Here is a 25,608-nt window from a genome sequence, read left to right on the forward strand (position 1 = left end):
GGATGATTGAGCAACATCATTGTCTCCAGGTTGAGTGATTCAGCAACCTCAGTCTGGCCTCAGACCTGGTCGCTATCCACTCCCCATGGAATCTTCGTCGCAAGAGCTCCTCGCAATGACGATGGTGCGGCGGTGCGCCGCTTGGTTTAGGTTTTGCTTCCAGAGGACGAACGACTGGGGCGGATTCCGACAGGTTATCTCATTTTTCTCGCGCGATACGAAACCAGACCCTCATGGTGAGGAGGCGCGCAGCGCCGTCTCGAACCATGCAGGCCCGCACCTCGCCCGTGGCCATCCTTCGAGACGCCTGCTTCGCAGGCTCCTCAGGATGAGGTCGGTGGGTGTTGAGCGTCCGACGAACCGATCCACGCCGCAAGCTCCCGCCAAGGCTCCAGCGTCCAATGCCCGGACGCGGCGCCGGACGGCGAGGGCAGCACGAACACCTCCGCCGGAAACACATCCCGCTGCTGCCGCCCCAGCGAAATCACGCTGGACGGCCTGCCATAAAACAAGCTCGCAGCCTTCTTGCTCGTGAACGCGATGGTCATCGGCCGATATTTCTCGATCTTGGCCCTGAACGCCGGCACGTCGATCGATGCGGCCTCGATCTGATGATCCATTCCGGCGCCCGACTTGGAGAGATCGGTGAAGCCGATCCCGAGCTCAAGCAGCGCGGCGAACTCGCCCGGCTGATAGCGCCGCGGCGTGATGCCGGCCTCATGGATCGCACGCCAGAAGCGATTGCCGGGATGGCCGTAGTAGTGCCCGAGTTCGGCCGAGCGGGTGCTGGCGGCGGTGCCGACGAAGACGAGGCGGAGGTTGGGACGGAGCTGGTCGGGGAGGCGGTGAGATGCAATCAATCAACGTCCGTAGCTTGGGGATGGGGAATGGCTGGCATTCGCATTGGCTGCCCCTTTAGCCCTTCAGGAAGCCACCAGCGCACTAGTTCTCACATGCCGATTGCTAGCTCACGTGTCCGGCCTCGAATTTTCTTACGATGTCTGCGTAAACGTCGCTGTTGATTTCCATGTAGTCAAACAGCATAAACATAGGCGCTAGAATATTCTTGACGTCATCCACCCTTGTGCGTTCCATGTCTCCAAGTGTAACGGAAAATTCAAAGGAAGAAGTTTCTTCGTCGGTCTTTCGAGGTCGAAATAGGCTTCGGTTGGGTGAAGCGCTGCTAAGGGTTCGTCCTTTGAAACCTTTGTGAGTTACTCGGACCTTCACTCGCGATTCGGAAGGAGCCCCTAGTTTGGTGTATAGGCGCTCAATGAACATCAGGCTTTCAGTCACCCGCACTATCCGAGTATCAAAGAAAATCTCGGTCGGTCTCCGGCTATCTTCGAAGAGACTTTGAAGGAGAAAAAAATCACCGCTCGATCGAAGAGCCCAGTAGTCGTAGGACTTTCTTCCTTCTTCTTCCTCATGGCCGATTGAAACTTCTGCTCTGATGCCATCACCGTATGGCCGCGGCCGATATTCTTCACGGTTCTCGAGGGTGACTCCAATTGGCCAGCCGAATGTGCGAATTTCGGAGTGCTTAACAGCGTTTAGTAGCTCAATTTGGGATTTCGCCAAGAGACATGAAATGCTTGCGCGAAGCTCCATACTCGCTTCGAGCTTGAGCTTTTGAATGCCGCTTCGCGCGGCGGATTCCTGCAACGTGAACCATTCGCTATCAAGGGTCGGAATCGCTGCTCCTCGCGCTTCGGATGGTTCTAGCAAAGGGGCAGCTCTAGCCTCGATCGAGAACGGATTTTTTCCAAGCGGGGGCTTCGAAACCGCCGGAGCGCCATGAATTCGTCTGGCGAGCTCGACGAGCTTAACCTCGTACTCGCTGTCGTCCTCGAAATCGATGTACAGCCGCGGTCCCAAAAAGGATGGGATCCTTTTTGTAGTGCCGGACTCGCGCAAGACCGGAATGAACTTTATTGTATCGATTGCTTGAACAACTTCCGCCGTAACAATGAGTCGCTCGTAGCCGACGCCTCCCGTTCCTTTCTCGGATTTTGACGTGTATGGAGCCGAGCAGACTAGAACCACGCAGTCGGCTTCCGTGATTCCCTTTTGCATAAACATGCTAACATCTTGACCAGGAACTAGGTCCCATTGGTCGAGCACGACGTCAACGCCCATGCTTCGCAAGTCTGATGCGAGTTTCAGAACCCACTGCTTGTGTTGATTTGAATCGTGAGAATACGAAATGAATGCCCTAGGCGCCATGAAGCGGCCGGACCGATCCTCTCGTCCACCTTGCATTGATTTTTGAGCCGCTCTTTCGAGTGCGGCTTCGATTTTCGAGGTATCTAACTTTTCGGCCATCGCTATTCCGAAGATTCGGAAGGAGAAAAGTCTCCCTCGCGGCTCTCATACACGTACCACTGATCGACTATTGGTTTATATACTTGTTCGAAATAGCTGCTGCTCTTCCCAAATCGCCTTGTAATCACGTCAGCGGGAATGTCGTGGCCGCCCGCAGCAACGCGCCTCCTGACGCGCTCAAGCGCCTCTGCTGCGGATCCCAGACGCAAGTACACCAGCGCCACATGGTATCCCTGCTTGCGCCAATTCGCGATTTTCGGGGCGTAGATCAAAGTTGCAAGGGTAGTTTCGATCGCAAAATCCTGCTTCTGGCTAACCAGATCGTCAAGCCGCTTGAGCATCACTCTACCTGCCTGAATATCCGATTTCTCCAGTACTCTTCCCTCCAGAGCCAGTCGGCGAGCTATCTCATCAGCGTTGATAAATTCGAAGCGTAGTCCGTATTGCGAGAGGTATTCACGCGCAAACGACGTTTTGCCGGCCCCATTGGGACCGGCAATAATTATTAGGTCTGGCATGAACCTAGAGCACCCGATTGCTCTCCTTCACCTTCTCCGCATCCAGATACAAGTTCTCGCCCATTTCCTTGAACTTCGCGCTCATCTTGGCCATGCCGTCCTCGGCGGTTCCGCTCATCGACATCCCCACGCCGTTCGGATCGTTCAGCGTCGCGGCGTAGTCGCGCACGTCCTGCGTTATCTTCATCGAGCAGAACTTCGGTCCGCACATCGAGCAGAAATGGGCGACCTTGTGGGCTTCCTTCGGCAGGGTCTCGTCGTGGAAGTTTTTCGCGGTGTCGGGATCGAGGCCGAGGTTGAACTGGTCGCTCCAGCGGAAATCGAAACGGGCGCGGGACAGCGCATCGTCGCGCAGCTGGGCTGCGGGGTGGCCCTTGGCGAGATCGCTGGCGTGGGCGGCGATCTTGTAGGTGATGACGCCGACCTTGACGTCGTTACGATCGGGCAGGCCGAGATGCTCCTTCGGCGTGACATAGCAGAGCATGGCGCAGCCGAACCAGCCGATCATGGCCGCACCGATGCCCGAGGTGATGTGGTCGTAGCCCGGCGCGATGTCGGTGGTCAGGGGCCCGAGGGTGTAGAACGGCGCCTCGCCGCATTCCTTGAGCTGCTTGTCCATGTTGATCTTGATCTTGTGCATCGGCACGTGGCCGGGACCTTCGATCATGACCTGGCAGCCCTTGTCCCACGCGATCTTCGTTAGCTCGCCGAGCGTTTCGAGTTCGGCGAATTGCGCGCGGTCGTTGGCGTCCGCGATCGAGCCTGGACGCAGGCCGTCGCCGAGCGAGAACGAGACGTCATATTTGCGCATGAGGTCGCAGATCTCGTCGAAATGGGTGTAGAGGAAGCTCTCCTTGTGATGCGCGAGGCACCACTTCGCCATGATCGAGCCGCCGCGCGACACGATGCCGGTGACGCGGTTGGCGGTGAGGTGGATGTAGGGGAGGCGGACGCCGGCGTGGATGGTGAAATAGTCGACGCCCTGCTCACACTGCTCGATCAGCGTGTCCTTGTAGAGCTCCCAGGTCAGCTTGACCGGATCGCCGTCGCACTTCTCCAGCGCCTGATAAATGGGAACGGTGCCGATCGGCACCGGTGCGTTGCGCAAAATCCATTCGCGGGTGGTGTGGATGTTGCGGCCCGTCGAGAGGTCCATCACGGTGTCGGCGCCCCAGCGGATCGCCCACACCATCTTCTCGACCTCTTCCTCGACCGATGACGTCACCGCCGAGTTGCCGATATTGGCGTTGATCTTGGTGAGGAAGTTGCGGCCGATGATCATCGGCTCGAGCTCGGAGTGATTGATGTTGCAGGGGATGATGGCGCGGCCGCGCGCGATCTCAGCTCGCACGAACTCCGGGGTGATGAAGGCGGGGACTTCCGCGCCAAAGCTTTCGCCATCGGCGAGCGCTGCTTCCGCGCGCTCGAGCTGCTCCTTGCGGCCGAGATTTTCGCGCGCGGCGACGTAGATCATCTCCTTGGTGATGATGCCGGCGCGGGCGAATTCGAGCTGCGTGATCATGTTGCCGTCGAGGCCGCGCAGGGGTTGGTGATAGGCGCTGAAGGCACGCGCGGCCTTGTCGGTGGAGACGCTGCCGTTGTCCTCCGGCTTGATCTGCCGGCCCTGATATTCCTCGACGCCGCCGCGCTCCAGCACCCAGGCCTTGCGGCCGCGCGCGAGGCCCGCGTTGACGTCGATGGTCACGGACGGATCGGTGTAGGGGCCCGAGGTGTCGTAGACCGGCAGGTTCGGCTCGCCGGCGCCCTCAGAGAGGATGATCTCGCGCAGGGGCACGCGGATATCAGGCGCGGCGTCCGGGGACGCGAAGATTTTTCGCGACGACGGCAGCGGGCCAGTGGTGACGGCGGGGACGGTCTTGTCGGGGTTGGAGCGGATGTTCATGGGATCCTCCGGTTTAATTCGTATGTGTTTGCGTCTGGGCGACGGCGGTGAATTCTTGCTCCGTCATTGCGAGCGCAGCGAAGCAATCCAGAATCTCTCTGCAGAGACAGTCTGGATTGCTTTGTCGCAAGTGCTCCTCGCAATGACGGTGTGGAGAGAGGGCGTGCATCACGCCGCCTCCGCGGACAGGCCGAGCCATTGCCGCACCCGCGCATCCGGGTCGGCATTCTGGGTGACGTCGCTGACGACGGCGATGGAATCGGCGCCTGCGGCAAAAATCTCCGCGGCATGCTCGAATTTGATGCCGCCGATCGCGACCAGCGGGATGGGGCCGATGCGCCTTTTCCACTCCGTGATCTTTGGAATGCCCTGCGGTTCGAAGCGCATCGACTTCAGCGTGGTGAAGAAGATCGGGCCCAGCGCGACATAGTCGGGCTCGGCGGCAAGCGCGGTCGCAAGCTCGTCCTCGTCATGGGTGGAGACGCCGAGCGACAGGCCGGCCTCGCGGATGGATTTGAGGTCGGCGTCCGCAAGGTCCTCCTGGCCGAGATGCAGGTATTTTGCACCAGCGACGATCGCCGCGCGCCAGTAATCGTTCACGACCAGCTTGGCTTGCGTGCCGTTCGTGATCGCCAGCGCGTCGCTGACGATTTGCAGCGCCTGCGAATCGTCGAGATCTTTCGCGCGCAGCTGGATGGTGCCGACGCCGAGCTTGGTCAGGCGCTCGACCCAGGCGAGGCTGTCGACGACGGGATAGAACGGATCAGGATTCGGCATGCCAGAACGGGGTCCCAACGACAGGGGTGGAGGGGGAGGCGAAATCGCGGGCGTTCATCAGCCCGGCTTCGTATGCGGTGCGGCCGGCCTCGACGCCGAGGCGGAAGGCGTTGGCCATGGCGACGGGATCGGCGGCTTTTGCAATGGCGGTGTTGAGCAGCACGGCGTCGTAGCCGAGCTCGAGCGCCTCGGCCGCGTGCGACGGCGCGCCGATGCCGGCGTCGACCACCAGCGTGATATCGGGCAGCCGCTCGCGCATCAGTTTTAGCGCGTCGCGGTTGGTGATGCCTTTTGCGCTGCCGATCGGGGCGGCCCACGGCATCACCACCTGGCAGCCGGCATCGACCAGCCGGTTCGCAACCGAAAGATCTTCGGTGCAATAGGGGAACACCTCGAAGCCGTCCTTGATCAGGATGGCGGCGGCCTCGACCAGGCCGACGACGTCGGGCTGCAGCGTGTCGTTGTCGGCGATCACTTCGAGCTTGATCCAGGACGTCGCAAACAATTCGCGCGCGAGCTTTGCCGTCGTCACCGCTTCGCGCACGCTGCGGCAGCCGGCGGTGTTCGGCAGCACTGTCACGTCGAGCTCGCGGATCAGCTTCCAGAACGCATCGCCGCTCTTGCCGCCGGCGGATTCGCGCCGCAGCGACACCGTGACGATGCTCGAGCCCGAGGCGCGGATCGCCGACTGCATGATCGCAGGCGAAGGATAGAGCGCGCTGCCGATCAGCAGGCGGGAGGCGAAGGTTTTGCCGTAGAAGGTCACCATGGTTTCAATTTCCTTGCAGGCGACTTGCACAGACCGTCATCCTGAGGTGCGCGCACTTGCGCGCCTCGAAGGATGATAGCCACGGGGTGCGGCAATCCTTCGAGGCGAGCCGAAGACGGCTCGCGCCTCAGGATGACGGTGGAATTTGTGGATGCAGATTTCGCCACCATCCTCATCCTCCCTGCCGCGGCGTGATGATCTCGATCTCGTCGCCGGCTTTAAGGTGGGTCTCGGCCCAGCGGCTCTTCGGCACGACGTCGTAGTTCAGCGCGATCGCGAAATGGGTGCCCTCGTAGTCGAGCTCGCTCAGCAGCGCGTCGACGCTGGCCGAGTTTATCTCGCGATGCTCGCCGTTAACGATCACAAGCATTGGACGATCACGCGCATTGCATCACCTCATTGTCGATCTGGCCGCGCTCGATATAGGCGAGCGTCAGTTCGGCCAGAACAGGTGCGATCAGGAATCCGTGGCGGTAGAGCCCGTTCACACTGATCTTGCCGCCGCGAATGCCGATCCGCGGCAGATTGTCGGGGAAAGCCGGACGAAGGCCGGAGCCGAATTCGACGATGCGGGCCTCGCCGAAGGCGGGATGCACGGCATAGGCCGCGCCGAGCAGCTCCAGCGCCGAGCGCACGCTGACGCCGGTGTCCTCGGCCTCGATCGAGGTCGCGCCCAGCATGAACAGATTGTCCTCGCGCGGGATCACGTAGAGCGGCCAGCGCGGATGGATCAGCCGCACGGGGCGCGCAAGCTGCACCTCGTCCGTTTCGATCAGGATCATCTCGCCCTTGACGCCGCGCAAGTCAGGCTGATCGTCGCGCGCAGAAAGGCCGCGGCAGTCGATCACGATGCCGTCGAGATCCCCGGCGGAAACGTCGCTGTCGAACTTGATGGTGCCGCCGGCGGCGCGGATGCGCTCGTGCAGTTTCGGCAGCACGCGGCGCGGCTCGACATGGCCTTCGGTCGGAAAAAACAGCGCGTCGCGGAAGCGGCCTTCGAGCGACGGCTCGAGCTGGGCAAGACTGGCGGCATCGAGCCGGCGATGGCCCTCGGTCATCCGGGCAAAGCGCTCAAAATCGTTGCGCTCGCGCGGATGGGCGACGACCAGCGAGCCGTTGAAGGGGGTATCAGGCAGCTCGCGCCGCCAGATGTCGAGCGAGCGCAGGCCGAGCCTGGAGATGATCGGCTCGGAAACTTCCGCCTCGCAATAAGGCGCGAGCATGCCGCCGGCCCAATGGCTGGTGGCATCGGTCATTTCGGCGTCACCGCGCTCGTGCAAGGTGACGGCGTGGCCGGCCTGCGCGAACAACAAGGCCTGCCACGCGCCCGCAATGCCTGCGCCGATGATGGATATCGAAGAATCCGGTCGTTTGGTCGTCTGCAACATCCCTGTCCCTTCGCCGGCATGACCCGGATCAGGTTCAAAGGGTCACCGCGGTCCTGGGCCGTTTGGCCCATTTAGCGGTATCTCAGCTCCTCCTCGGAGCACCCCTCGGAACGGCTCTAATGTATGCCAGTGACGGGCTGTGTCAACGCGTTTGGCGGGAACTCCTCGTGCTCCGAACGCGGCGCAGCACGCAGTGATGCGCTGCTGAGCCGGGGCCCATTGCTGTGGGAGTAGGCTGGGTCCCGGCTTTGCGCAGCAGCGTTGCACGCTGCAGCGCGTCCGGGACACGGAGAGCTACCTGGGCGCCTGCGCCCGGGCGTTGCCGACGCGCTGGGCGAGCTTTCGGTGCGGCACGGTGCCGAACATCGGCTGCGGATTGCCGTTCGGCTCGAGCCAAGGGTCGCCCGTATTGGCGACCTGGACGACCTCCTGCCGCTGCCGCTTTGCGACATAGTAATAGCCGCCCGCGAAATAACGCACGGCTCGGGCGTGATCGCCATTGGCGGCGTGATAGGCGCCGGCGAGGTATTTGACGGCATAGGTGAGGTTGGTGTTGGGATCGCGCAGGCCTGCGGCATCGCCGGTGTAGCCGACACCGCGGGCGGTCGCGAGCTTGATCTGCATCAGCCCGATGGTGCCGCCATGACCGACCAGGCCGGGCTGATAGCGGCTCTCGCGCATGATCACGCGGTGCACCAGCGCTTCCGGCACGCCGTTGGCGCGCGCATGGGCCGCGACCATCTCGGCGTACTCCGCTTCGCCCGCGAATGCGGCCTGCTGCAACGTCAGTCCGGCCGCAAGCAGGGCGGCAATACGTAAAATTTTCATCAGATATCCCCCGGGGTCCTTGGGTAACCTGCACTGGAACCGTTAGGACGCTTGAACGCGGCGATGATGTGGCGAAACGCCGCCGATTACCCATTTTGCAGCGCAGAGCCGTCATTCCGACGCAAGACCGGCGTAGGGGTTACAGGCAGATGAAGCCGCCATTCGCGACAGCGGGCCTGTCTATTCGCGTGCGGGCGCGAAAGCGAGTATGAGAGCGGCGCAAATCGGGAGAGGTGCCATGACAAAAGCAAACGTGGTGAAGGCACACATCGGAGACATCCCCAGACATAATCCCTGTGCCCAATGCGGCACGCCGATCGCGCAGCCCGACTGGATCGAGCCGGGCGAGGGGCGCATCTCATATCTCTGGAATTGCAGCGCCTGCGGCTATCGTTTCGAGGCGATGGCAATCTTTGAGGAGATGGAAGTCGAGCACCCGCCGCTCGCGGCGTAAGGTTAGGCGGCCAGCCGCGGCTGTTGCCACACCGGCAATTGCATCCGCACGATCAGCCCGTGCGGTTCGCGGTCGTGCAGCGACAGCTCGCCGCCATGGGCGACCGCGATCGCCCGGGCGATCGACAGGCCGAGCCCGAAGCCGGTGGAATCGTCCATGGTGCGCGCATCATCGCCGCGCACGAACGGCTCCAGCATCTCCTGCTTGCGCGCGTCCGAAATGCCGGGACCGTCGTCCTCGATGTCGATGACGAGTTTGGTGCCCGATATGTCGAGGCGGATCGTCACTTCGGCGCCGAAGCGCACGGCGTTCTCGACGAGATTGGTGACGCCGCGATGCAGATCATCGGGCCGCGCCGCGGCGGTCGCAGATAGCGGGCCGTCATAGTGCACGACATGGCCCATGTCGCCGAACTGGTCGGCGATGAGCTGCAGCGTGCTCGCGATGTCGACCAGCGTCACCGCCTCGACCTTGCGGTCGTTGCGCAGGAGCGACAGCACGGATTCCAGCATCGAGCGCATCTGGTCGAGATCGATCAGCATGCGCTTGCGGTTGCCTTCGTCCTCGATGAACTCGGCGCGCAGGCGCAGCCGCGTGATCGGTGTGCGCAGATCGTGGCTGATCGCCGCGAGCATCCTGGTGCGGTCCGACATCAGCCGCGCGATCCGCTCGTGCATGCGGTTCAGCGCGCGCGCGACCGAGCGGATCTCCTCCGGGCCGCGCTCGGGCAGCGGGTCGGCCGCCCCGTCCAGGCTGAAGCTTTCGGCCGCCTTTGCAAACGACGACAGCGGCGCGGCGAGCGCATGGGCGGCCCATACGCCAAGCAGCGTCACGCTGATCACGGCAGATAGCAGCGTCGAAATCCAGGGATTGCCCCAGAACCAGCCCGGCCGTCCCCGCTCAATATGGCCAGCGATGGTTGTGCCGTCAGGCAGCTGGATGCCGATCCGGGACGAGCCGTTGTTCGGAGCCAGCGTGACGATCTTGTAGCCCTCACCGAGATGGCCGCGCATGCCGTGCAAATGCGGGCCTTCGCTGTCGCCGTTGGGCGTCACGGAGCCGGGCGCGATCGCTTCGACCCGCAGATCCGGAAAGGCGCGCGCGATGTCGGCGAGAAGGCGCGGCCGCTCGCTCGCGTCGGCCGCGGACAGCAGCAGCGCGGCATTCGCCAGTTCATGCTCGCTGTCCGGCGGCGCTACCGCGCGGTCCGGCCGCGTAATCAGAAAACCCGCCGTGATGATGAGATGAAGCGCGACGATGGACACCACGACGAGCGCGGCGATCTGGCCGCTGATGCTCCTGAGATGGAAAAATCCCAAAAGCCGCATGTCAGATGCTCAAGGCTGCCGCGGCCGCTTCCGTTCTCACCGCTTCAGTTCTTGGCGTGAACAGATAGCCGCCGGAGCGCACCGTCTTGATGATGGTCGGATCGGCTGGGTTGGGCTCGATCTTGCGGCGAATGCGGCTGACCAGCACGTCGATCGAGCGTTCGAACGAGCCGGCGTTGCGCCCCTGCGTGAGGTCGAGCAGGCTGTCGCGCGACAGCACGCGACCGGGCCGCTCGCAGAACGTCCGCAGCAGATCGAACTCGGCGCTGGTCACCGCGACGCGCGCGCCTTCGGGATTGCGCAGCTCGCGCAAGCGCAGATCGATGCGCCAGCCCTCGAAGTCGAGCGTGCTGGCGCCTTCGATCGAGCTTGCGGCTTGTGCGGACGCCTGGCGACGCAGCACCGCGTTGATGCGGGCGAGCAGCTCGCGGGGGTTGAACGGTTTCGCCAGATAGTCGTCCGCGCCCATCTCGAGGCCGACGATGCGGTCGATGTCCTCGCCGCGTGCGGTCAGCATGATGATCGGCGTCTGCGCCTTCGCGCGCACCTTGCGGCACAGGCTGAGGCCGTCCTCGCCGGGCAGCATGACGTCGAGGATGATGAGGTCGACGCGGAGATCGGCCATGGCGCGCGACATCTCGCGGCCGTCGCTCACGGCGGTGACGTTGCAGGCGTTGTTGCGCAGGTATTTCGCAATCAACGTCCGGGTTTCGCGGTCGTCTTCGACGACCAGGATGTTGGGATTGGGAATGGCCATGCGCTTTGTTTGTCCAAGATTCGGGCCAAAAGGCGAAGATTTTTGTTTCAGTTTGTTTCCACGGCCTTTGCCGCAACACCACGACATCACCCGGCAGTGGAGCGGCAAGGTCTCGTTAAGGCCGTTAACCATACCGTGGCGGAGTCACTCAAGAAACCCCGCAAAAAGCCCGGAGCCATCATGACCTCGATTTCGGCGGCCTCCGCCGGTACCCACCAGTCTCCCCTGCAAAAGCTGCAGCAAGAGCTGCAATCTGAAGTTTCCGCCGGCGCGGTCTCGTCGTCGGATCAGTCGGCGCTCTCGACGGCGCTGACCGACATCGACACAGCGCTCCAGCAGAGCCGATCGAGCGACCAGTCGAGCGGCACGCGTCCCTCCAAGGACGACATGAAGTCGAAGATCGACGACCTCATCTCGAACGAGGTGTCGAACGGGACGCTGACCTCGGACCAGGCCGACGAGCTGAAGAACGTGTTTCAGTCCGCCTTCGCCAATGGCCCCGGCGGTGCCGGCGGTCCCGGTGGTGCCGGAGGGCCGCCGCCCGGTCCGCCGCCGGATGACAGCTCTTCGGATTCGTCGTCGGCGGACTCGACCAGCAGCACGTCGACCACTTCCACCACGGCCGATATCCTCAAGCAGTTCCTCGAGGCGCTGCAGCAGTCGCAATCGTCATCGAGTTCGTCTTACGGCACCAATGGCAGCACGACGAGCTCGCCGAGCAGTTCGGATTTTTCTGCGCTGCTGATCGATTACAAGAGCTGACCTGAGCGACGCAGGTCGGCGCGTTCTTCGCCGCGATTGTGCTACATCCCAGGGCGCAAGATCGTCGGTGGGAACCGCGCAACGTTCCTGTGCGACGCAGGAACTTTCGTCGCAACGCAGCGCAATTGCGCAACGAAATTGCCGTAGCTCAGGAACTGCCGGTGATCGTATTTGTTCTCTCCGCACAAGTTTCTGCTGAAGGAGAGGACACCATGTTGATGAAATCGATCGCCGCCGGCCTTGCCGGCACGGCACTGTTTGCGACCGTTGCATTTGCGCAAAACCCGACTACCACCGACAAGTCGCCAACCGCGGCAAGCACCGCGACGACGACAAGTACGACGGCGTCGGGTGAGTGGCGCGCATCGAAGATGGCGGGCCTGAAGATCTACAACGACGCCAACGAGAACATCGGCTCGATCAACGACCTGCTGATGGACAAAGGGGGTGCGATCAAGATCGCCGTGATCGGCGTCGGCGGCTTTCTCGGCATGGGCGAGCATCTCGTCGCCGTTCCGTACGAGAAGCTGAAATTCGTCAATGAGGCGGTGGCCTATTCCGGCGCCGGTACGGCTCCGGGCGGACCCGGCACGATGAGCAAGTCGACCACCACCACGGGCGCTGCGACCGGCACCGACAAGACTGCGACGGCGTCGTCAGGCTCGAAGTGGTATCCGGACCACGCCGTGTTCAATGCGAGCAAGGACGATCTGAAGAAGATGCCCGAGTTCAAGTACTCGGAGTAACGAAGCGCGCCCGGTTTTCACCGGGCGCGCTGTCGTGTCTTTTTGCGTCATTGCGAGCTGTTGACCCTCATCCTGAGGAGCGCGCTTTTTGCGCGCGTCTCGAAGGGCGAGGCCACCGGCCGGGCCTTCATCCTCCGAGACGCACGAAGACGCGCTCCTTCAGGATGAGGAATTGACGCCGGCCGGTTAGCTGTCCCTAGTTCCCCTTCACCAGCGGGCAGCCGCCCTTGTCGAGCGGGCGGAAGGCTTCGTCGCCGGGCACGGTGGCGATCAGCTTGTAGAGGTCCCACTCGCCCTTGGACTCCTCGGGCTTCTTGACCTCGAACAGATACATATCGTGGACCATGCGGCCGTCGATGCGGATCTTGCCGTTCTTGGCGAAGAAGTCGTTGACCGGCGTGGCACGCATCTGTTCCATCACCTTCGGCGCCTCGTCGGTCTTGATGGCCTCGATCGCCTTCAGATAATGCATCGTCGCCGAATAGAGGCCGGCCTGGATCATGGTCGGCATGTGACCGACCTTCTCGTTGAAGCGCTTCGAGAAGGCGCGCGTCTCCTCGTTTGTGTCCCAGTAGAACGCGTCGGTGATGATCAGGCCTTGCGTCGACTTGATGCCGAGCGAATGAACGTCGGTGATCTCCATGAGCAAGGCGATCATCTTCTGGCCGCCCTGCGTCAGGCCGAACTCGGCCGCCTGTTTCAGCGCATTGGTGGTGTCGCCGCCGGCGTTGGCCAGCGCGACCACCTTGGCCTTGGAGGCCTGGGCCTGGAGCAGGAAGGAGGAGAAGTCCGACGAGTTGAGCGGGTGGCGGACCTCGCCGAGCACCTTGCCGCCGCTCTCCTTGACCACGTTGGCGGCGTCGCGTTGCAGCGCCATGCCGAAGGCGTAGTCGGCGGTGACGAAGAACCAGGTGTCCTCGCCGCGCTTCACCATCGCCTTGCCGGCGACGTTCGACAGCGCGTAGGTGTCGTAGGTCCAGTGCACGGTGTTGGGCGAGCAGGCGACGCCCGTGATATCGGACGAGCCGCCGCCGGAATTGATGTGGATCTTGTTCTTCTCGCGCGTCAGCGCCGAGATCGGCAGCGCCACCGAGGACGTCGGCACATCGAAGATCGCGTCGACCTTGTCGTTGTCGTACCAGTTGCGGGCGATGTTGACGCCGACATCAGGCTTGTTCTGGTGATCGGCGGCGACCACCTGCACGGGCTTGCCGGCGACCTTGGCGCCATAATCGGCGACCGCCATCTCGACGGCGGCAAGCGAGCCCTTGCCGGTCGCGTCCGCATAGAGGCTCGACATGTCCGTGAGCACGCCGATCTTGACGACGTCGTCGGAAATCTGCGCCTGCGCCGCGCCGCAGGTCGCGGCGATGGCGAAGCCGGCCGCGACGGCGGCGATGAGTTTCTGCATATCGTTTTCTCCCTCAGTCTTGTTGTTTGGGCTTTGTTGCGGGGATTGTTCTACCGACAAACCGTCGCGGGGGCAAAGCCAGGGATGTGTGAGGAGGGTTGAGAAAAAGTAGGGGGCTGCGGTGTTTACCTTCTCCCACAAGGGGGGCAGGAAGAGAACCCCGCCGATCAAACGCTGCTGCCCTTGAGCCGGTCGTTGCGTCGGCGCAAGCCTTCCAGTGTGGCGAGGAGGATGACCGATACCGTCGTCAGAATCACCGCCGCTGCCGTGATGGTCGGGCTGATGTTCTCGCGGATGCCGCTGAACATCTCGCGCGGCAGGGTGCGCTGCTCGGGACCTGCCATGAACAGCACGATCACCACCTCATCGAAGCTGGTCGCGAATGCGAACAACGCCCCCGACGCCAGGCCGGGCAGGATCAGCGGCAGGATCACGCGGCGGAACGCGTAAAGCGGCGAGGCGCCAAGCGAGGCGGCGGCGCGCGCCAAATTGGTGTCGAAGCTTTGCAGCGTCGCGCCGACCGTGATCACCACGAAGGGCGTCGCCAGCGCGGTGTGGGCCAGGATCAGGCCGAGATAAGTACCGGTCAGTCCGATCGGTGCGAAGAAGAAATACAGGCCGACCGCGGTGATGACACCGGGCACGACGACCGGCGACAACACGAACGCCAGCACGAGCGGTTTGAACCGGCTGTTCCACTGCGCCAGGCCCAGCGCGGCCAGCGTGCCAAGCGCCATGGACAGCAGGGTCGAGGCGACACCGATGATCATGCTGTTCTTCAGCGAATTCATCCAACGCGGCGAATTGATGAAGTCGTCATACCAGCGCAAGGAGAGGCCCGGCAGCGGATAGGTCAGGTAGGAACCCGAGCTGAAGGACAGCGGCATGATCGCCAGGATCGGCGCGATCAGGAAGATGAACACCAGCGTGGAGATCACGATGGTCGTGGTCCACGCGATGCGCTGGCCGGGCGTGCGGAGGGAGGGACTATTGCTCAATTCTTCATCCCTCCCGTGACCTGCTGGCCCTGCACCAGCTTTCCGTAGACGAGAGCGAGCAGAACAGTGGCGAGCAGCAGAACCGCACCCAACGCCGAAGCAAGGCCCCAATTGGCGGTCTCGGTCGTGTAGAGCGCGATGAAGTAGCTGATCATTTGATCGGCGGCGCCCCCGACGAGTGCCGGCGTGATGTAGTAGCCGAGCGCCAGGATGAAGACGAGCAGGCTTCCCGCGCCGATGCCGGGCAGGGTTTGAGGCAGATAGATCCGCAGGAAGGCTGTGGCCGGTGGCGCACCGAGCGAGGCGGCGGCACGCATGTAAGCAGGCGAGATCGCCTTCATGCTGCTGTACAGCGGCAGGATCATGAACGGCAAGAGAACGTGGGTCATTGCCACGCAGACACCGAAGCGGTTGTAGATCAGGCGCAACGGCGCGTCGATGATGCCAAGCCAGAGCAGGCCGTCGTTCACGACGCCTTTGCTCTGCAACAAGACGATCCAGGCACAGGTGCGAACCAGAAGCGACGTCCAGAACGGCAGCAGGACGAAGATCATCAGCAGATTGGACCGGCCCGGCGGCAGCGTCGCCAACAGGTAGGCGACCGGGAAGCCAAGGATCAGGCAAAGCGCCGTGACGCTAAGGCTGATGATGAAGGTGCGGGCGAAAACGTTGCGGTAGATGGCCTGATCCGGTGGGGCGGCGACGATCGCGCCGTCCACGTTCCGCGTCAGGTCGAGGGCCGACAGAAGGTAGAAGCCGGTCGTCGGGCCACTGGCGTCCTTGATCGTCGTCCAGGTGGTGCGTTCGCGCCAGGCCGGGTTGATCTTGCCCAGCGCCTCCCTGGCCGTTCCGGGCTCCGGCTCCGCCTTCAGATTGCGTGCTGTGCTGGTCAGGATCGTGCGGAAGCCGTTCAGTGCGTAGTTGAGCCGCTTGGCCGCAATGGCGATGGTGCCGGAGGCGCGCGCCGCCAGGATGTCGTTCGCCAATGCCGCGTAGGCCTTTTCGTCCGGCAGGTCCTTGCCGTCCCAGTTGGCGAGAGCAGCGACCGTTTGAGGCAGAACCCGGCGCACCTCCCTGTCATCGACCGAGCGCCACAGCATGCCGGCGATCGGGCCCGCGAAGGTGAAGAGCAGAAACAGCAGAAGCGGCAGAATCAGTGCCAACGCCCTGATCTGGCGCGCGCGCTCCGCCCGCTTCAGGCGGCGCTTGAGCGGCACCGTGGCCAACGCATCGGCGCCGGTTGAGGAGGCTGACGTCACCGGGAGCCCCACTGTGACCGGACATCTCTCGCCATTTTGGCTGTGGCAATGGCGTGTGGCCTTTCGGAGCAACCTGAGCAAGCGCCTCGTCCTTCGAGACGACCGCTTCGCGGTCTCCTCGGGATGAGGCTCTCTGAAGTCGCTGCCGCGCACTCCGTCCTCATCCTGAGGAGCCCGCCTAAGGCGGGCGTCTCGAAGGATGGCCGCGACGAAACTGCTTTCAATGCGCGCCGCACGCCGGTGCTGTCGCGGCCTATTTCGCTGCCCATTTGTTGAAGCGCTCGGTCAGGCGGTCGATGTTCTCGAGCCAGAAGGCAACGTTGATCTCGACCGCGTTCTTGATGTTGTCCGGCGCCGTCGGCAGGTCCTTCAGAACGGCGGGCGCGAGCAGAGCGGCGGCGTCCTTGTTCGAGGTGCCGTAAGCAATGTTCTCCGACAGTTTTGACTGGTTCTCCGCCTTGCCGGCGAAGTCCAGGAACTTGTAGGCCGCGTCCTTGTTCGGGCTGCCCTTCAGGATAACCCAACTGTCGAGGGTGAAAAGCGCTCCGTCCCACACCATGCCGAAATTCTTCTTGTCGTTCTTGTTCGCGGTGTCGATGCGTCCATTGTAGACTGAGGTCATCGCTACCTCGCCGGAGGCGAGCAATTGCGGCGGCTGGGCGCCGGCCTTCCACCAGACGATGTCGTTCTTGATGGTATCCAGTTTCTTGAACGCACGCTCGACGCCATCGTCGGTCGCCAGCACCTTGTACACGTCCTTCGGTGCGACGCCGTCGGCGATGAGCGCGATCTCCAGCGTGGTCTTCGGACCCTGACGCAAGCTGCGCTTGCCTGGAATCTTCTTGGTGTCGAAGAAGTCGGCCCAGCTTTTGGGGGCCTCCTTCAGCTTGTCCCTGTCGTAGCCGAGAACGAAATCGTAGAGGATGGCGCCGACACCGCAGGGATTGACCGACGGCGGGATATAGGCGGCCTCGCCGCCGATTCTGGAATAGTCCATCTTCTCGAACAGGCCTTCCTCGCAGCCGACCGCGAGTTCGTCGCTCTCGACCTGGACGAGGTCCCAGGTCGCGGCGCCACCCTGTACCTTGGCGCGCAACACGCCGACGCCGCCGTCCCAGGACTCGTCGTTCATCGGAACACCCGCTGCCTTCTTGAACGGCTCGAAATAGACCTTCTTCTGGGCATCCTGATACGCGCCGCCCCACGAAACGACGGTGAGGTCACGCGCCTGCGCGGCCGTTGCCAGCGCAGCGCTGGCGCTGAGCGCCGCGGCGAAACCCAGAGCAATCTTGCGCTTCAGCATGGTCTTGTTCCTTCTTCATGAGAGTTGCGTTGGGGTTGATCGATGCCGGTCCACTTGGAGCTGCAGGGTTGGATCAGACGGGATCCAGGGCCAGGCAGTCCTCGGGGCGGAAGGTGACGAACACGCTTTCGCCAGGTCTTAAGTCGTCACGCGCCCCCGGTTGAAGCTTGACCATGAACTCGCGGTTGCCGGCGACCTCGAGCACGGCCAGCGCGTGGTCGCCGAGATATATCGTGTTCTGCACCTTGGCGGGCAGCCGGTTCGGCCCCTCGCTGGAGGTGCCATCCGAGACAATGGCGATTCGCTCCGGCCGCACCGACAGGGAGGTCGATGCGCCAGCGCCTGATACATTGATCGCCCGTGCGGTCACGACGCCGCCACCAGCAAGCGCGACGCGGCAATATTCCTTTTCGATTGTCTCGACAGTGCCGGCCAGCACATTGTTCTCGCCGATGAAGTGGGCGACGAAGCTGTTCACCGGATGCTCATACAGCGCGTCGGGCCTGTCGATTTGCTGCACAATGCCGTCGTTGAACACGGCGATGCGGTCCGACATGGTGAGCGCTTCGCTCTGATCGTGGGTGACGTAGACGACGGTGATGCCCATGGTCTCGTGCAGTTGCTTGATCTCCAGTTGCATCTGCTCCCGCAGGCGCTTGTCCAGGGCGCCCAGGGGCTCGTCCATCAGCACGAGTTGCGGATTGAAAACCAGCGCGCGGGCGAGCGCCACACGCTGCTGCTGACCGCCGGACAGCTGCCCGGGCCGGCGCTGCGCCAGGGTTTCCATCTTGATCATGCGCAACGCCGCCTTTACGCGCTCCTGCGTTTCCGCCTTGTTCGTGTTGCGGACGGATAGCGGGAAGGCGATATTCTCCGCGATCGTCAGGTGCGGAAACAAGGCATAGTTCTGGAACACCATGCCGATGTCGCGCTTATGTGGCGGCACGTTCTTGATCGGCCTGTCCGCGAGGTAGATCTCGCCATGGGTCGGAACCTCGAAGCCAGCCAGCATCATCAGCGTGGTCGTCTTGCCCGAGCCCGACGGGCCGAGCAGGGTGATGAACTCGCCCTTCCTGATGTCGAGATCGAGGTTCTTCACCACGAGGAACTCGCCATCGTAGGTCTTCTGAATGCCGGAAAAGCGCACCAGCGCCGGCGCGGGCGTGACCATGCCGGCTTCCATGTGTCCTCGCGGTGTCCTCTACAGTGCCGTCGGCACCTCGTTCGAGATTGCGAAGAACAGCTTAGCATCCTCCGACGAGAATGCCAGCGGCGCAAGCGACCAAGTGGCGGGCGAGACCCGTGAGTGAAGGTTCGCTACATCCCCGACAGTTTCGTCACGGACACATTCAGCGTGCCGCCGGCTTCCGCGATGATGCGCAGCGTCTTGGAATCGAAGGCGATGTCGGCGAGGGTCAGGCTGTCGATCTTCGCGTCGACCTTGACGCCGTCCTCGCTCTTCTGGAAGTCGGCAATCACGGCCGCGACCTTCTCGCGCGCATTGGCGGCGATCGGCTTCAGATCAATCGTCGCCTTCTGCACCAGCGCCTGTTGCATCTGCGGCACCACCGCGCGCGCCGCGGCCCCCAGCAGACCGAAGGCCGCCTCGGACTCCACCGCGAGCTGGATGTCGGCGAGCCGCAGCGTCTGCTGTGCCTGGTCGAGCATCGGCCGGCCCCAGATGTGCACGGTCGCTTCGGCGCCGAGACCGAGCCAGCTCTTCTTCTCCTTGGCGCGTACCAGCAGCGAGATCAGCAGGCGCTCGCCCGACGGGATCACGTTGACGCTCTTGACGGTGACGTCCACCGGGCCGGAGCCGTCCTCGGGATAAGTGTGGCCGACCATCTGCGCCGCGACCAGCTTGTTGATCTCGGTGAAGGGCACGTCGATGGGAACACCGATGTTCACGCCGGTGCCGGTCGGCGGCACGATCGAGATCTTGTCGGGGAACGGGCAGTCGGGCTTGGTCGGGGTAGCGGTGACGCGCGTCTCAAGCTCGAGGCCCATCAGCAGGGTCACGGCCTGCGCGTCGACGCGCGGCTGCGCCGCGATGGCGCGGATCGGCTTCATCTCCAGCCAGAGCGACGGCAGCGCTGCCGAGGAGCCCGAGCCTTGCAGCGCGATCGAGCGGCAGGCCTTGGCCCATTGCACTTTCGCGTTCTCCCGCAGCGAAGGATCGTTGCGGATGTGCTCGGAGACGATGTTGATCTGCTCGCCGACATTCTTGTCGATCAGCGGCTTCACCTGCGCCGGCACGTTGACCTTGGCGCCGGCGACGTTGAGGTTGGTGTCGCCGAGATTGACCTGGGCGCCGAGATTGGGCTCGAGGTGCCAGTTGGCCGCGAGCTTCGGTCGCGAGGTGACGACCACATTGCCCTTGATCTCGGCGCTGGCGTTCAGATTCTTGATGTTGACCGCGCCGATCCGTTTCGCCGCGTCACCGCCGAGCACGCTGCCGAGTGCTTCGCCGAGCGCGCCGGTCGCCTTCGACGACAGCGAGCCCGTCACGTTCAGCTTGCCGTTGAGCGGCGTCGAGATTGTCAGCACGTCCTTGTCGCCGGCAGCCGACATCGGTCCGCGCACGGCGGACCAGCCGATGTCGGCGTCCTGCAGGATCTGTGAGATCGGGTTCTCGGCCTTGCCGGCGAAATTGCGCGGCGCGGCCTTCTCGGCCTGCTCGCGGATCGCCGACAGCGCGATGGCGACCGGCGCCACCACGATCGAGCTCTTCGCGACCGGCGGCAGCGGCGGCAATTGCGCGACCGGTGGTGCGGAATTCGTCGCCCGCGGCGACAGCCAGTCCATCGCCTTCAGGCTGACGAAAAACGACGCCGCGAGCACCACGACGGCGATCAGGACAGTCTTCAAGTTCAGCGTTAGTCGCATCAATCCCCCAGGCCGCCCCGGGGCAGAAGTCTACAGGGCAGGCGAGGAGGGCGCTAGAGCGCACCGATGGGGTGGAATTGGGGCGAACAGGTTAACGGCCGCGATGCGCCGTTGCCGCGCATTCGTTCGTGCGCACCTAGCTGCGCTTGGGACGGCGGACCGCTCTCACATTGCCGCGACTGCCGCCGCCGCAGAAGAAGCGGTCGCCGCCGTCGGACTCCAGTCCTGACACCATGGTCCCGGCGGGCAGGTCGAGCTGCTCCAGCACCTTGCCGGTCTCGGGGTCGATCCGTCTGATGTCGCTGTCCTCGCCTTCCCAGGTGCCGTGCCAGAATTCGCCGTCCACCCAGGTAACCCCGGTGACGAAGCGCTTGCTTTCGATGGTGCGGAGAACCTTTCCAGTCTGGGGATCGACCTGATGGATCTTGCGTTCCCGATACTGTCCGACCCAGAGCGAGCCCTCGGCCCAGGCCAAGCCGGAATCGCCGCCGCCGCCAGGTGCTGGGATGGTGGCGAGCACCTTGCCGGTCGCAGCGTCAATCTTCTGGATGCGGTCCTCGGCGATCTGGAACAGGTGCCGGCCGTCGAACGCCGTTCCCGCATGTGCGGCGACATCGATGGAGCGGGCGATCTTGCCATCGGCCGGATCGACTGCGTTCAACCTGTCGCCGGACGCGAACCACACATGGGCGCCGTCATAGGTGACGCCGTGCACGGCATCGACGCCCGCAAAGGGCCCGTATTCCCTGACGATCTCGGCGGCTGAACGCTTCATGTTGCTCGGTCCCTGTGGTGTGACCCCACCTTACGTCTTCAGGAGCGGTCCGGGGAGTAACAAGCCTGTCGGGAAACCCGGGACGGGCGGCGTCATCCAGCGCCGCGCCCGGCCGTGTCCGAAGGACTGCACCTTGTTCGACCGCGCCAGCTCTTCGAGGGCACGCTGCACGGTGCGCGCGCTCGTTCCCAGCGCCAGCGCGAGGGCCGAACTCGCCCAGGGCTCGCCGTCGGAGAGGAAGGCGAGCACAGTGGCGTGCTTTTCCTCGACGGGCCGTGCCAACACCAGAACTTGCCGCGTCTTGCGCGGTGTCAGCGCAAAACCGTGCCTGGTCGCGCTGACATCGGCGAGCGGCTTGAGCTTGGTGCGGAGCCGCCCGATTTCGACGCGAAGCCGGGCGCGATGCGATTCGTCGACGTGCCTCGCCTGAAAAGCTGCTGTGATCAAAGCCTCCCGCGAGACATCCGCGGGCCAGGCCTGCGCCAGGACGCGGGCGAGCGCGAACAGCACCGGCCGCCTTCCGAGCGGCACGACGATGCCGCGCCTGCGAACCGCGTGATGGAACATATCCACCACGAGCGCCTCTGATGTCGCGAGGTCCTCGACCTCCTCGGGCAGCAATGGCCGTTCGTGCCCGCGCGTGATCAGGCGCGCTGCGGGCGTGTCGAGCACGAAGGTCGTGATCTCGACCTCGGCCGCAAGCGCGGGAATGCCGGCCTGCCGTGCTGCGCGCACCGCGCGACCGAGCGCCACGCGCGCGTCTTTCGTTCTGAGCCGCCTGAGGGCGATGCCGGCGATCACAAGCTCGCGGACGACCTGCGAAGCCGGGGGGAGCGGCGTGGTCTTGATCTCCGCCAGCGTGCGTTCGGCCTCCTCGAGGCGCCCGACGAGGAGAAGACGGCGCGCCTCGATGTGACCCGCATGGGCCGCGTTGGCGAGGTCACCGTGGCTTGCGAGCGTCGCCCGCGCGGCCGCGAGCGTCTTCGCCGGCCAGTTCAGGTCGCGCGAGACGAGCGCGATCTCGGCTTCCGCGACCACGCATCTTGCGCGCGCGACCGCCTCTTTCGGCCCGAAGGCGCGTGCGGCACTCCGCAGCAGCGTCTTCGCCTTCGCGAGATCGCCGAGCTGCGCCATCGCGATGCCGCGCAGCGCCAGCGAAGGTGCATCGTTGCGCAGCGCAACGCGGTTCAAGGCGCCGAGCGGATCGCCGGCTTCGAGCGCGCGCGCCGCGGCCGTGATCAGCGACTCCATTCGAATCCCGCCACACTTGTTACTCCCACTCCGCAACTGTCCGGTGCGAGAAATCGTTGACGGCCGACAATGTGCGGAAACAGGAGAGCCATGATGACATCAGCAGAAAACGCAGGAACTAACAGACAGGCTGCCATGCAAACACCGCCGGTGGTGTCGCCGCAGGACTGGGAGGCCGCCCGTCAGCAACTGCTCGTGAAGGAAAAGGCGCATACCCGTGCCCGCGACGCCCTGGCCGCCGAACGCCGGCGCATGCCGTGGATGGAAGTCACCAATACCTATGCGTTCGAGGGGCCCGGCGGCAAGGTCAGTCTGCCCGACCTTTTCCAGGGCCGGCGGCAGCTGATCGTCTACCGCGCCTTCTTCGAACCTGGCGTGTTCGGCTGGCCCGATCATGCCTGCCGCGGCTGCTCCATGGTGGCCGACCAGGTCGCCCATGTCGCGCATCTGAACGCCCGCGACACCACGCTGGTGTTCGCCTCGCCCGCGCCGCAGGCCGATATCGCACGGCTGAAGAAGCGGATGGGCTGGACCATGCCATGGGTCACCATCACCGACAGTTTCGATGCCGATTTCGGCGTGGACGAATGGCACGGCACGAACGTGTTCTACCGCGACGGCGACCGCATCTTCCGCACCTACTTCGTCAAGAGCCGTGGCGACGAGCAGATGGGCGGCACCTGGAACTATCTCGACATCACGCCGCTGGGACGGCAGGAGGTCTGGGAGGATTCGCCGAAAGGCTATCCCCAGACGCCGACCTACAAATGGTGGAACTGGCATGACAGCTACACCGAAGGTGCGGCGCCCGACAAGAAATGGGTCGAGATCTCGGCCGCCGGCGAGAAGGCTTTTCGCGAGGAGGCCGCAGGCGAAAGGAAATGACCCATCCCGTCAGCGCGGTCCCCAGTGCAAGCCGTGACCGCGTCGTGGCCGCGCGTCACCTCGCCAGATGGCTGGGGCTGGCGGCCACGCCCACCTTCGCGATCATGGCCGTGCTGACGGCCGTGCTCGGCGGCGGCTCGGCGGACATGCTGTGCGCCGCCGGACACGAATCTTTGCTGGGCGGGATGGTGCCGATGTATCTGCTGATGAGCGCGTTTCATTCGGCGGCATGGCTGAGGCTGATCTCGGAGCGGCGGCGCGGGCAGACTTGAGGGGCTCCCGGCAGAGTGAAAGCCTCGTCCTTCGAGACGCCGCTAGTAGCGCGGCTCCTCAGGATGAGGCTCAACTACTATCCTGCGGGCCGCACGCTCCGACCTCATCCTGAGGAGCCCGCCGCAGGCGGGCGTCTCGAAGGATGATGAGATCCGCGCTTCGCTAGCTCATGCAGCTCGGCAAAATCGCCGCGCATGAAAGCTTCCTTCTTGGCGCGGCTCCATTTCTTGAGCTTCCTCTCACATTCGATCGCATCAGTGATGCGATCGAACCATTCAGAGAAGACCAGCGTCACCGGCCTACGCGACTTCGTATAGCCGGCGAATGTCCCTGCGTTGTGCTGGGCGATCCTGATTTCAAGTTCGGTTCGCGTCGTTCCGATGTAGTAACTGCCATCGGCACATCTGAGAATGTAGAGGTACGCACCTTCTGTCATCGTGCCCGCCCCATCCTTCGAGACGACCGCTTCGCGGTCTCCTCAGGATGAGGCTAACTGGCATCCGTGACATGGTGCAAGGACGAGTGGTGGTTGACCCGGCTGAGCCGCAAGTACAGCCCTCATCCTGAGGAGCCCGCCGAAGGCGGGCGTCTCGAAGGATGGCCACGATCACCGACGCCCAACGAAAACGGCCTGGCATTGTTGGCGTTGTTATTGCGACCCCGCCGCCTGCAAATAACCAACCACCTTCGCCGCTTCCTCCGCCGAGACGCCGCCATAAGGCTGCATCTTGTTGCCGGACACGATCTCGTCCGGCTTGACCATGAAGCGTGTGAGTTTGTCCTGGTCCCAGACGAAGCCGGCTTCTTTCATCGACGGAGAATAGTTGTAGTTCGGCAGCGAGCCGGCCTTGCGTCCGACGATTTTATTGAGGTTGGGACCCAGACGATTGTCGCCCTCTTTCACCGAGTGGCAGGTGCGGCAGGAATTGTTGAAGGCCTGCCGGGCTGCGTCGTCGCTGGCCGGCTGCTGTGCCAGCGAGGCGGGCGCGGTCAGCAGCAGCGTCAATGCGCCGGCGCCGCTCATCGTGCGCAGCCATGTGCCCGGCGTCGTTTGCGGGCGTGATTGCATTTGCGCCTCCATCGGGGATCGCGCCGCAGCACGCGCGCGCATCGGGATGCCGAGGGCAAACGAAAGCGGCCCCGGTGGGTTCCGGGGCCGTTTGCGTCACAATGTCCTGCCGCTTACCGTGTCGCGGCTCCGAGGTCGGCGCGGCGTTCCGTCATCGGCAGCACGATCACCTTGGTGCCGACATTGACGCGGGAGTAGAGATCCGCGACGTCGTCATTGGTCAGGCGGATGCAGCCGGAGGAGACGTGCTTGCCGATGGTCTCGGGCGCGTTGGTGCCGTGGATGCGGTAGATGGTGCCGCCGAGATACATGGCGCGGGCGCCGAGCGGATTGCCGGGGCCGCCGGCCATGTGGCGCGGCAGATAGGGCTGGCGGGCGATCATCTCCGGCGGCGGGGTCCAATCCGGCCACTCGGCCTTCTTGGTCACCGACTGGGTGCCGGACCAGGTGAAGCCGTCACGGCCGACGCCGATGCCGTAGCGCATCGCCTGCCCGTTGCCGAGCACGAGATAGAGATAGGTGTTGGGCGTATCGATGATGATGGTGCCCGGCGCCTCACGCGTCGCATAGGAGACCGTCTGGCGACGGAACCGCGCCGGCGTTTCGACAGCGTCCCGATCTTCGGACGGCGCGGCCTGATAGGGCGTGGCTTGATAAGGCTGGTATGGCTGCGGCGCTGCGATCGTCGGCAACGGCTGGAAGAAGGGGAAGAGCTGCACGGGCGCGGCCTTGGCCGGGCCGGCGAACGCGATCGCGGTCACAGCCACCGCGCCAAAAGCAACGGCGCGCGAATAAGTCTTCAACATGTCCAGATTGATCATTGGTCGCCCCTGTTTGCGCGGTGTTCTTAGTCACCCCGGCACCGTTTCGGTGCTCTGTTGCGTAGATCACTAACGGCAAGAAGTTTCGGGACGTTTGCGCGGAAAACCGAAAACGGTTTCAT

General features: G+C 63.7%; 27 protein-coding genes and 1 riboswitch. Of the genes, 5 read left to right on the plus strand and 22 right to left on the minus strand.

The genetic code is table 11. From position 1 onward, the window contains the following. Positions 1–323 precede the first annotated feature (323 nt). The 9 genes from ABIB00_RS12600 to ABIB00_RS12640 all read right to left on the minus strand — a co-directional run bounded on the left by ABIB00_RS12600 (position 324) and on the right by ABIB00_RS12640 (position 8,508). The gene (locus ABIB00_RS12600) at positions 324–860 is read right to left on the minus strand and encodes a mismatch-specific DNA-glycosylase (RefSeq protein WP_354104552.1); all 537 of its coding nucleotides are present in this window, start codon (positions 858–860) and stop codon (positions 324–326) included. 103 nt (positions 861–963) lie between these two features. Further along, the gene (locus ABIB00_RS12605) at positions 964–2,325 is read right to left on the minus strand and encodes a toll/interleukin-1 receptor domain-containing protein (protein ID WP_354104553.1); all 1,362 of its coding nucleotides are present in this window, start codon (positions 2,323–2,325) and stop codon (positions 964–966) included. 2 nt (positions 2,326–2,327) lie between these two features. After that, positions 2,328–2,843, minus strand: coding sequence for an ATPase (locus tag ABIB00_RS12610; protein ID WP_354104554.1), 516 nt, complete (start codon positions 2,841–2,843; stop codon positions 2,328–2,330). Positions 2,844–2,847: 4 nt separating this feature from the next. Further along, a complete protein-coding gene (gene thiC / locus ABIB00_RS12615) occupies positions 2,848–4,746 on the minus strand; it encodes a phosphomethylpyrimidine synthase ThiC (RefSeq protein ID WP_354104555.1) in 1,899 nt (632 codons plus the stop codon). A gap of 168 nt (positions 4,747–4,914) precedes the next feature. Continuing rightward, positions 4,915–5,523 (minus strand): thiamine phosphate synthase, encoded by a 609-nt coding sequence (locus ABIB00_RS12620; RefSeq protein WP_354104556.1) that lies wholly within the window; start codon positions 5,521–5,523, stop codon positions 4,915–4,917. Further along, on the minus strand, positions 5,510–6,292 hold the full coding sequence (locus ABIB00_RS12625) for a thiazole synthase (RefSeq protein ID WP_354104557.1): 783 nt from the start codon (positions 6,290–6,292) through the stop codon (positions 5,510–5,512). The genes ABIB00_RS12620 and ABIB00_RS12625 overlap by 14 nt, the downstream gene beginning before the upstream one ends. A gap of 172 nt (positions 6,293–6,464) precedes the next feature. After that, positions 6,465–6,662, minus strand: a complete 198-nt coding sequence (gene thiS, locus ABIB00_RS12630; RefSeq protein ID WP_247442660.1) for a sulfur carrier protein ThiS — start codon at positions 6,660–6,662, stop codon at positions 6,465–6,467. A gap of 7 nt (positions 6,663–6,669) precedes the next feature. Beyond that, the gene (locus ABIB00_RS12635) at positions 6,670–7,680 is read right to left on the minus strand and encodes an FAD-dependent oxidoreductase (protein WP_354104558.1); all 1,011 of its coding nucleotides are present in this window, start codon (positions 7,678–7,680) and stop codon (positions 6,670–6,672) included. After that, positions 7,668–7,796, minus strand: a riboswitch (TPP riboswitch). (Overlaps the previous gene by 13 nt.) A gap of 178 nt (positions 7,797–7,974) precedes the next feature. Beyond that, positions 7,975–8,508 carry a transglycosylase SLT domain-containing protein gene (locus ABIB00_RS12640; protein ID WP_354104559.1) on the minus strand — a complete coding sequence of 178 codons (534 nt, stop codon included), beginning with the start codon at positions 8,506–8,508 and terminating at the stop codon, positions 7,975–7,977. A gap of 238 nt (positions 8,509–8,746) precedes the next feature. On the opposite strand from ABIB00_RS12640, the gene ABIB00_RS12645 reads away from it, so the two are divergent. Further along, positions 8,747–8,962 carry a hypothetical protein gene (locus ABIB00_RS12645; protein ID WP_354104560.1) on the plus strand — a complete coding sequence of 72 codons (216 nt, stop codon included), beginning with the start codon at positions 8,747–8,749 and terminating at the stop codon, positions 8,960–8,962. Between the two features lie 2 nt (positions 8,963–8,964). On the opposite strand, the gene ABIB00_RS12650 is transcribed toward ABIB00_RS12645, so the two are convergent. After that, positions 8,965–10,290: an ATP-binding protein gene (locus ABIB00_RS12650; protein WP_354104561.1), complete on the minus strand. Its 1,326-nt coding sequence runs from the start codon at positions 10,288–10,290 to the stop codon at positions 8,965–8,967. A 1-nt stretch (position 10,291) separates the two neighbouring features. After that, on the minus strand, positions 10,292–11,047 hold the full coding sequence (locus ABIB00_RS12655; protein ID WP_354104562.1) for a response regulator: 756 nt from the start codon (positions 11,045–11,047) through the stop codon (positions 10,292–10,294). A 180-nt stretch (positions 11,048–11,227) separates the two neighbouring features. On the opposite strand from ABIB00_RS12655, the gene ABIB00_RS12660 reads away from it, so the two are divergent. Both ABIB00_RS12660 and ABIB00_RS12665 read left to right on the plus strand, forming a co-directional pair. After that, a complete protein-coding gene (locus ABIB00_RS12660; protein WP_247347793.1) occupies positions 11,228–11,809 on the plus strand; it encodes a hypothetical protein in 582 nt (193 codons plus the stop codon). A 212-nt stretch (positions 11,810–12,021) separates the two neighbouring features. Beyond that, positions 12,022–12,555 carry a PRC-barrel domain-containing protein gene (locus ABIB00_RS12665; RefSeq protein ID WP_354104563.1) on the plus strand — a complete coding sequence of 178 codons (534 nt, stop codon included), beginning with the start codon at positions 12,022–12,024 and terminating at the stop codon, positions 12,553–12,555. Positions 12,556–12,751: 196 nt separating this feature from the next. On the opposite strand, the gene ABIB00_RS12670 is transcribed toward ABIB00_RS12665, so the two are convergent. From ABIB00_RS12670 to ABIB00_RS12705, 8 genes are all read right to left on the minus strand, one after another. Continuing rightward, entirely contained in the window at positions 12,752–13,966 is a 1,215-nt protein-coding gene (locus ABIB00_RS12670; RefSeq protein ID WP_247442650.1) for an ABC transporter substrate-binding protein, read from the minus strand. A gap of 167 nt (positions 13,967–14,133) precedes the next feature. Beyond that, complete coding sequence (locus ABIB00_RS12675; protein ID WP_354104564.1) at positions 14,134–14,964, minus strand: ABC transporter permease; 831 nt, start codon at positions 14,962–14,964, stop codon at positions 14,134–14,136. Then, entirely contained in the window at positions 14,961–16,223 is a 1,263-nt protein-coding gene (locus tag ABIB00_RS12680; RefSeq protein ID WP_247442647.1) for an ABC transporter permease, read from the minus strand. Before ABIB00_RS12680 ends, ABIB00_RS12675 begins: the two co-directional genes overlap by 4 nt. 253 nt (positions 16,224–16,476) lie before the next feature. Beyond that, the gene (locus tag ABIB00_RS12685) at positions 16,477–17,526 is read right to left on the minus strand and encodes an ABC transporter substrate-binding protein (RefSeq protein WP_354104565.1); all 1,050 of its coding nucleotides are present in this window, start codon (positions 17,524–17,526) and stop codon (positions 16,477–16,479) included. 73 nt (positions 17,527–17,599) lie between these two features. Further along, a complete protein-coding gene (locus ABIB00_RS12690; protein WP_354104566.1) occupies positions 17,600–18,709 on the minus strand; it encodes an ABC transporter ATP-binding protein in 1,110 nt (369 codons plus the stop codon). 134 nt (positions 18,710–18,843) lie between these two features. Beyond that, the gene (locus ABIB00_RS12695) at positions 18,844–20,412 is read right to left on the minus strand and encodes a DUF4403 family protein (RefSeq protein ID WP_247442644.1); all 1,569 of its coding nucleotides are present in this window, start codon (positions 20,410–20,412) and stop codon (positions 18,844–18,846) included. Positions 20,413–20,548: 136 nt separating this feature from the next. After that, positions 20,549–21,187 carry a Vgb family protein gene (locus ABIB00_RS12700; RefSeq protein WP_354104567.1) on the minus strand — a complete coding sequence of 213 codons (639 nt, stop codon included), beginning with the start codon at positions 21,185–21,187 and terminating at the stop codon, positions 20,549–20,551. 30 nt (positions 21,188–21,217) lie between these two features. Further along, positions 21,218–22,438, minus strand: a complete 1,221-nt coding sequence (locus tag ABIB00_RS12705; RefSeq protein ID WP_247442640.1) for a winged helix-turn-helix domain-containing protein — start codon at positions 22,436–22,438, stop codon at positions 21,218–21,220. Positions 22,439–22,528: 90 nt separating this feature from the next. On the opposite strand from ABIB00_RS12705, the gene ABIB00_RS12710 reads away from it, so the two are divergent. Both ABIB00_RS12710 and ABIB00_RS12715 read left to right on the plus strand, forming a co-directional pair. Continuing rightward, on the plus strand, positions 22,529–23,323 hold the full coding sequence (locus ABIB00_RS12710) for a DUF899 domain-containing protein (protein ID WP_354104568.1): 795 nt from the start codon (positions 22,529–22,531) through the stop codon (positions 23,321–23,323). Continuing rightward, positions 23,320–23,595 (plus strand): hypothetical protein, encoded by a 276-nt coding sequence (locus ABIB00_RS12715; protein ID WP_354104569.1) that lies wholly within the window; start codon positions 23,320–23,322, stop codon positions 23,593–23,595. The genes ABIB00_RS12710 and ABIB00_RS12715 overlap by 4 nt, the downstream gene beginning before the upstream one ends. Positions 23,596–23,699: 104 nt before the next feature. On the opposite strand, the gene ABIB00_RS12720 is transcribed toward ABIB00_RS12715, so the two are convergent. From ABIB00_RS12720 to ABIB00_RS12730, 3 genes are all read right to left on the minus strand, one after another. Continuing rightward, positions 23,700–24,032, minus strand: a complete 333-nt coding sequence (locus tag ABIB00_RS12720; protein WP_354104570.1) for a GIY-YIG nuclease family protein — start codon at positions 24,030–24,032, stop codon at positions 23,700–23,702. A gap of 213 nt (positions 24,033–24,245) precedes the next feature. Continuing rightward, entirely contained in the window at positions 24,246–24,677 is a 432-nt protein-coding gene (locus ABIB00_RS12725; protein ID WP_354104571.1) for a c-type cytochrome, read from the minus strand. 101 nt (positions 24,678–24,778) lie between these two features. Continuing rightward, complete coding sequence (locus ABIB00_RS12730; protein WP_354049224.1) at positions 24,779–25,486, minus strand: L,D-transpeptidase; 708 nt, start codon at positions 25,484–25,486, stop codon at positions 24,779–24,781. Positions 25,487–25,608 lie beyond the last annotated feature (122 nt).

Source organism: Bradyrhizobium sp. LB14.3, assembly GCF_040547985.1.
In the GTDB taxonomy this organism is placed as follows: domain Bacteria; phylum Pseudomonadota; class Alphaproteobacteria; order Rhizobiales; family Xanthobacteraceae; genus Bradyrhizobium.

What these genes read in the sequence shown, in the direction of transcription:
- ABIB00_RS12605 (WP_354104553.1), bottom strand. Translation starts at nt 2,325, where the DNA reads ATGGCCGAAAAGTTAGATACCTCGAAAATCGAAGCCGCACTCGAAAGA.
- ABIB00_RS12610 (WP_354104554.1), bottom strand. Translation starts at nt 2,843, where the DNA reads ATGCCAGACCTAATAATTATTGCCGGTCCCAATGGGGCCGGCAAAACG.
- thiC (WP_354104555.1), bottom strand. Translation starts at nt 4,746, where the DNA reads ATGAACATCCGCTCCAACCCCGACAAGACCGTCCCCGCCGTCACCACT.
- ABIB00_RS12620 (WP_354104556.1), bottom strand. Translation starts at nt 5,523, where the DNA reads ATGCCGAATCCTGATCCGTTCTATCCCGTCGTCGACAGCCTCGCCTGG.
- ABIB00_RS12625 (WP_354104557.1), bottom strand. Translation starts at nt 6,292, where the DNA reads ATGGTGACCTTCTACGGCAAAACCTTCGCCTCCCGCCTGCTGATCGGC.
- thiS (WP_247442660.1), bottom strand. Translation starts at nt 6,662, where the DNA reads ATGCTTGTGATCGTTAACGGCGAGCATCGCGAGATAAACTCGGCCAGC.
- ABIB00_RS12635 (WP_354104558.1), bottom strand. Translation starts at nt 7,680, where the DNA reads ATGTTGCAGACGACCAAACGACCGGATTCTTCGATATCCATCATCGGC.
- ABIB00_RS12640 (WP_354104559.1), bottom strand. Translation starts at nt 8,508, where the DNA reads ATGAAAATTTTACGTATTGCCGCCCTGCTTGCGGCCGGACTGACGTTG.
- ABIB00_RS12645 (WP_354104560.1), top strand. Translation starts at nt 8,747, where the DNA reads ATGACAAAAGCAAACGTGGTGAAGGCACACATCGGAGACATCCCCAGA.
- ABIB00_RS12650 (WP_354104561.1), bottom strand. Translation starts at nt 10,290, where the DNA reads ATGCGGCTTTTGGGATTTTTCCATCTCAGGAGCATCAGCGGCCAGATC.
- ABIB00_RS12655 (WP_354104562.1), bottom strand. Translation starts at nt 11,047, where the DNA reads ATGGCCATTCCCAATCCCAACATCCTGGTCGTCGAAGACGACCGCGAA.
- ABIB00_RS12660 (WP_247347793.1), top strand. Translation starts at nt 11,228, where the DNA reads ATGACCTCGATTTCGGCGGCCTCCGCCGGTACCCACCAGTCTCCCCTG.
- ABIB00_RS12665 (WP_354104563.1), top strand. Translation starts at nt 12,022, where the DNA reads ATGTTGATGAAATCGATCGCCGCCGGCCTTGCCGGCACGGCACTGTTT.
- ABIB00_RS12670 (WP_247442650.1), bottom strand. Translation starts at nt 13,966, where the DNA reads ATGCAGAAACTCATCGCCGCCGTCGCGGCCGGCTTCGCCATCGCCGCG.
- ABIB00_RS12685 (WP_354104565.1), bottom strand. Translation starts at nt 17,526, where the DNA reads ATGCTGAAGCGCAAGATTGCTCTGGGTTTCGCCGCGGCGCTCAGCGCC.
- ABIB00_RS12690 (WP_354104566.1), bottom strand. Translation starts at nt 18,709, where the DNA reads ATGGAAGCCGGCATGGTCACGCCCGCGCCGGCGCTGGTGCGCTTTTCC.
- ABIB00_RS12695 (WP_247442644.1), bottom strand. Translation starts at nt 20,412, where the DNA reads ATGCGACTAACGCTGAACTTGAAGACTGTCCTGATCGCCGTCGTGGTG.
- ABIB00_RS12700 (WP_354104567.1), bottom strand. Translation starts at nt 21,187, where the DNA reads ATGAAGCGTTCAGCCGCCGAGATCGTCAGGGAATACGGGCCCTTTGCG.
- ABIB00_RS12705 (WP_247442640.1), bottom strand. Translation starts at nt 22,438, where the DNA reads ATGGAGTCGCTGATCACGGCCGCGGCGCGCGCGCTCGAAGCCGGCGAT.
- ABIB00_RS12710 (WP_354104568.1), top strand. Translation starts at nt 22,529, where the DNA reads ATGATGACATCAGCAGAAAACGCAGGAACTAACAGACAGGCTGCCATG.
- ABIB00_RS12715 (WP_354104569.1), top strand. Translation starts at nt 23,320, where the DNA reads ATGACCCATCCCGTCAGCGCGGTCCCCAGTGCAAGCCGTGACCGCGTC.
- ABIB00_RS12720 (WP_354104570.1), bottom strand. Translation starts at nt 24,032, where the DNA reads ATGACAGAAGGTGCGTACCTCTACATTCTCAGATGTGCCGATGGCAGT.
- ABIB00_RS12725 (WP_354104571.1), bottom strand. Translation starts at nt 24,677, where the DNA reads ATGGAGGCGCAAATGCAATCACGCCCGCAAACGACGCCGGGCACATGG.
- ABIB00_RS12730 (WP_354049224.1), bottom strand. Translation starts at nt 25,486, where the DNA reads ATGATCAATCTGGACATGTTGAAGACTTATTCGCGCGCCGTTGCTTTT.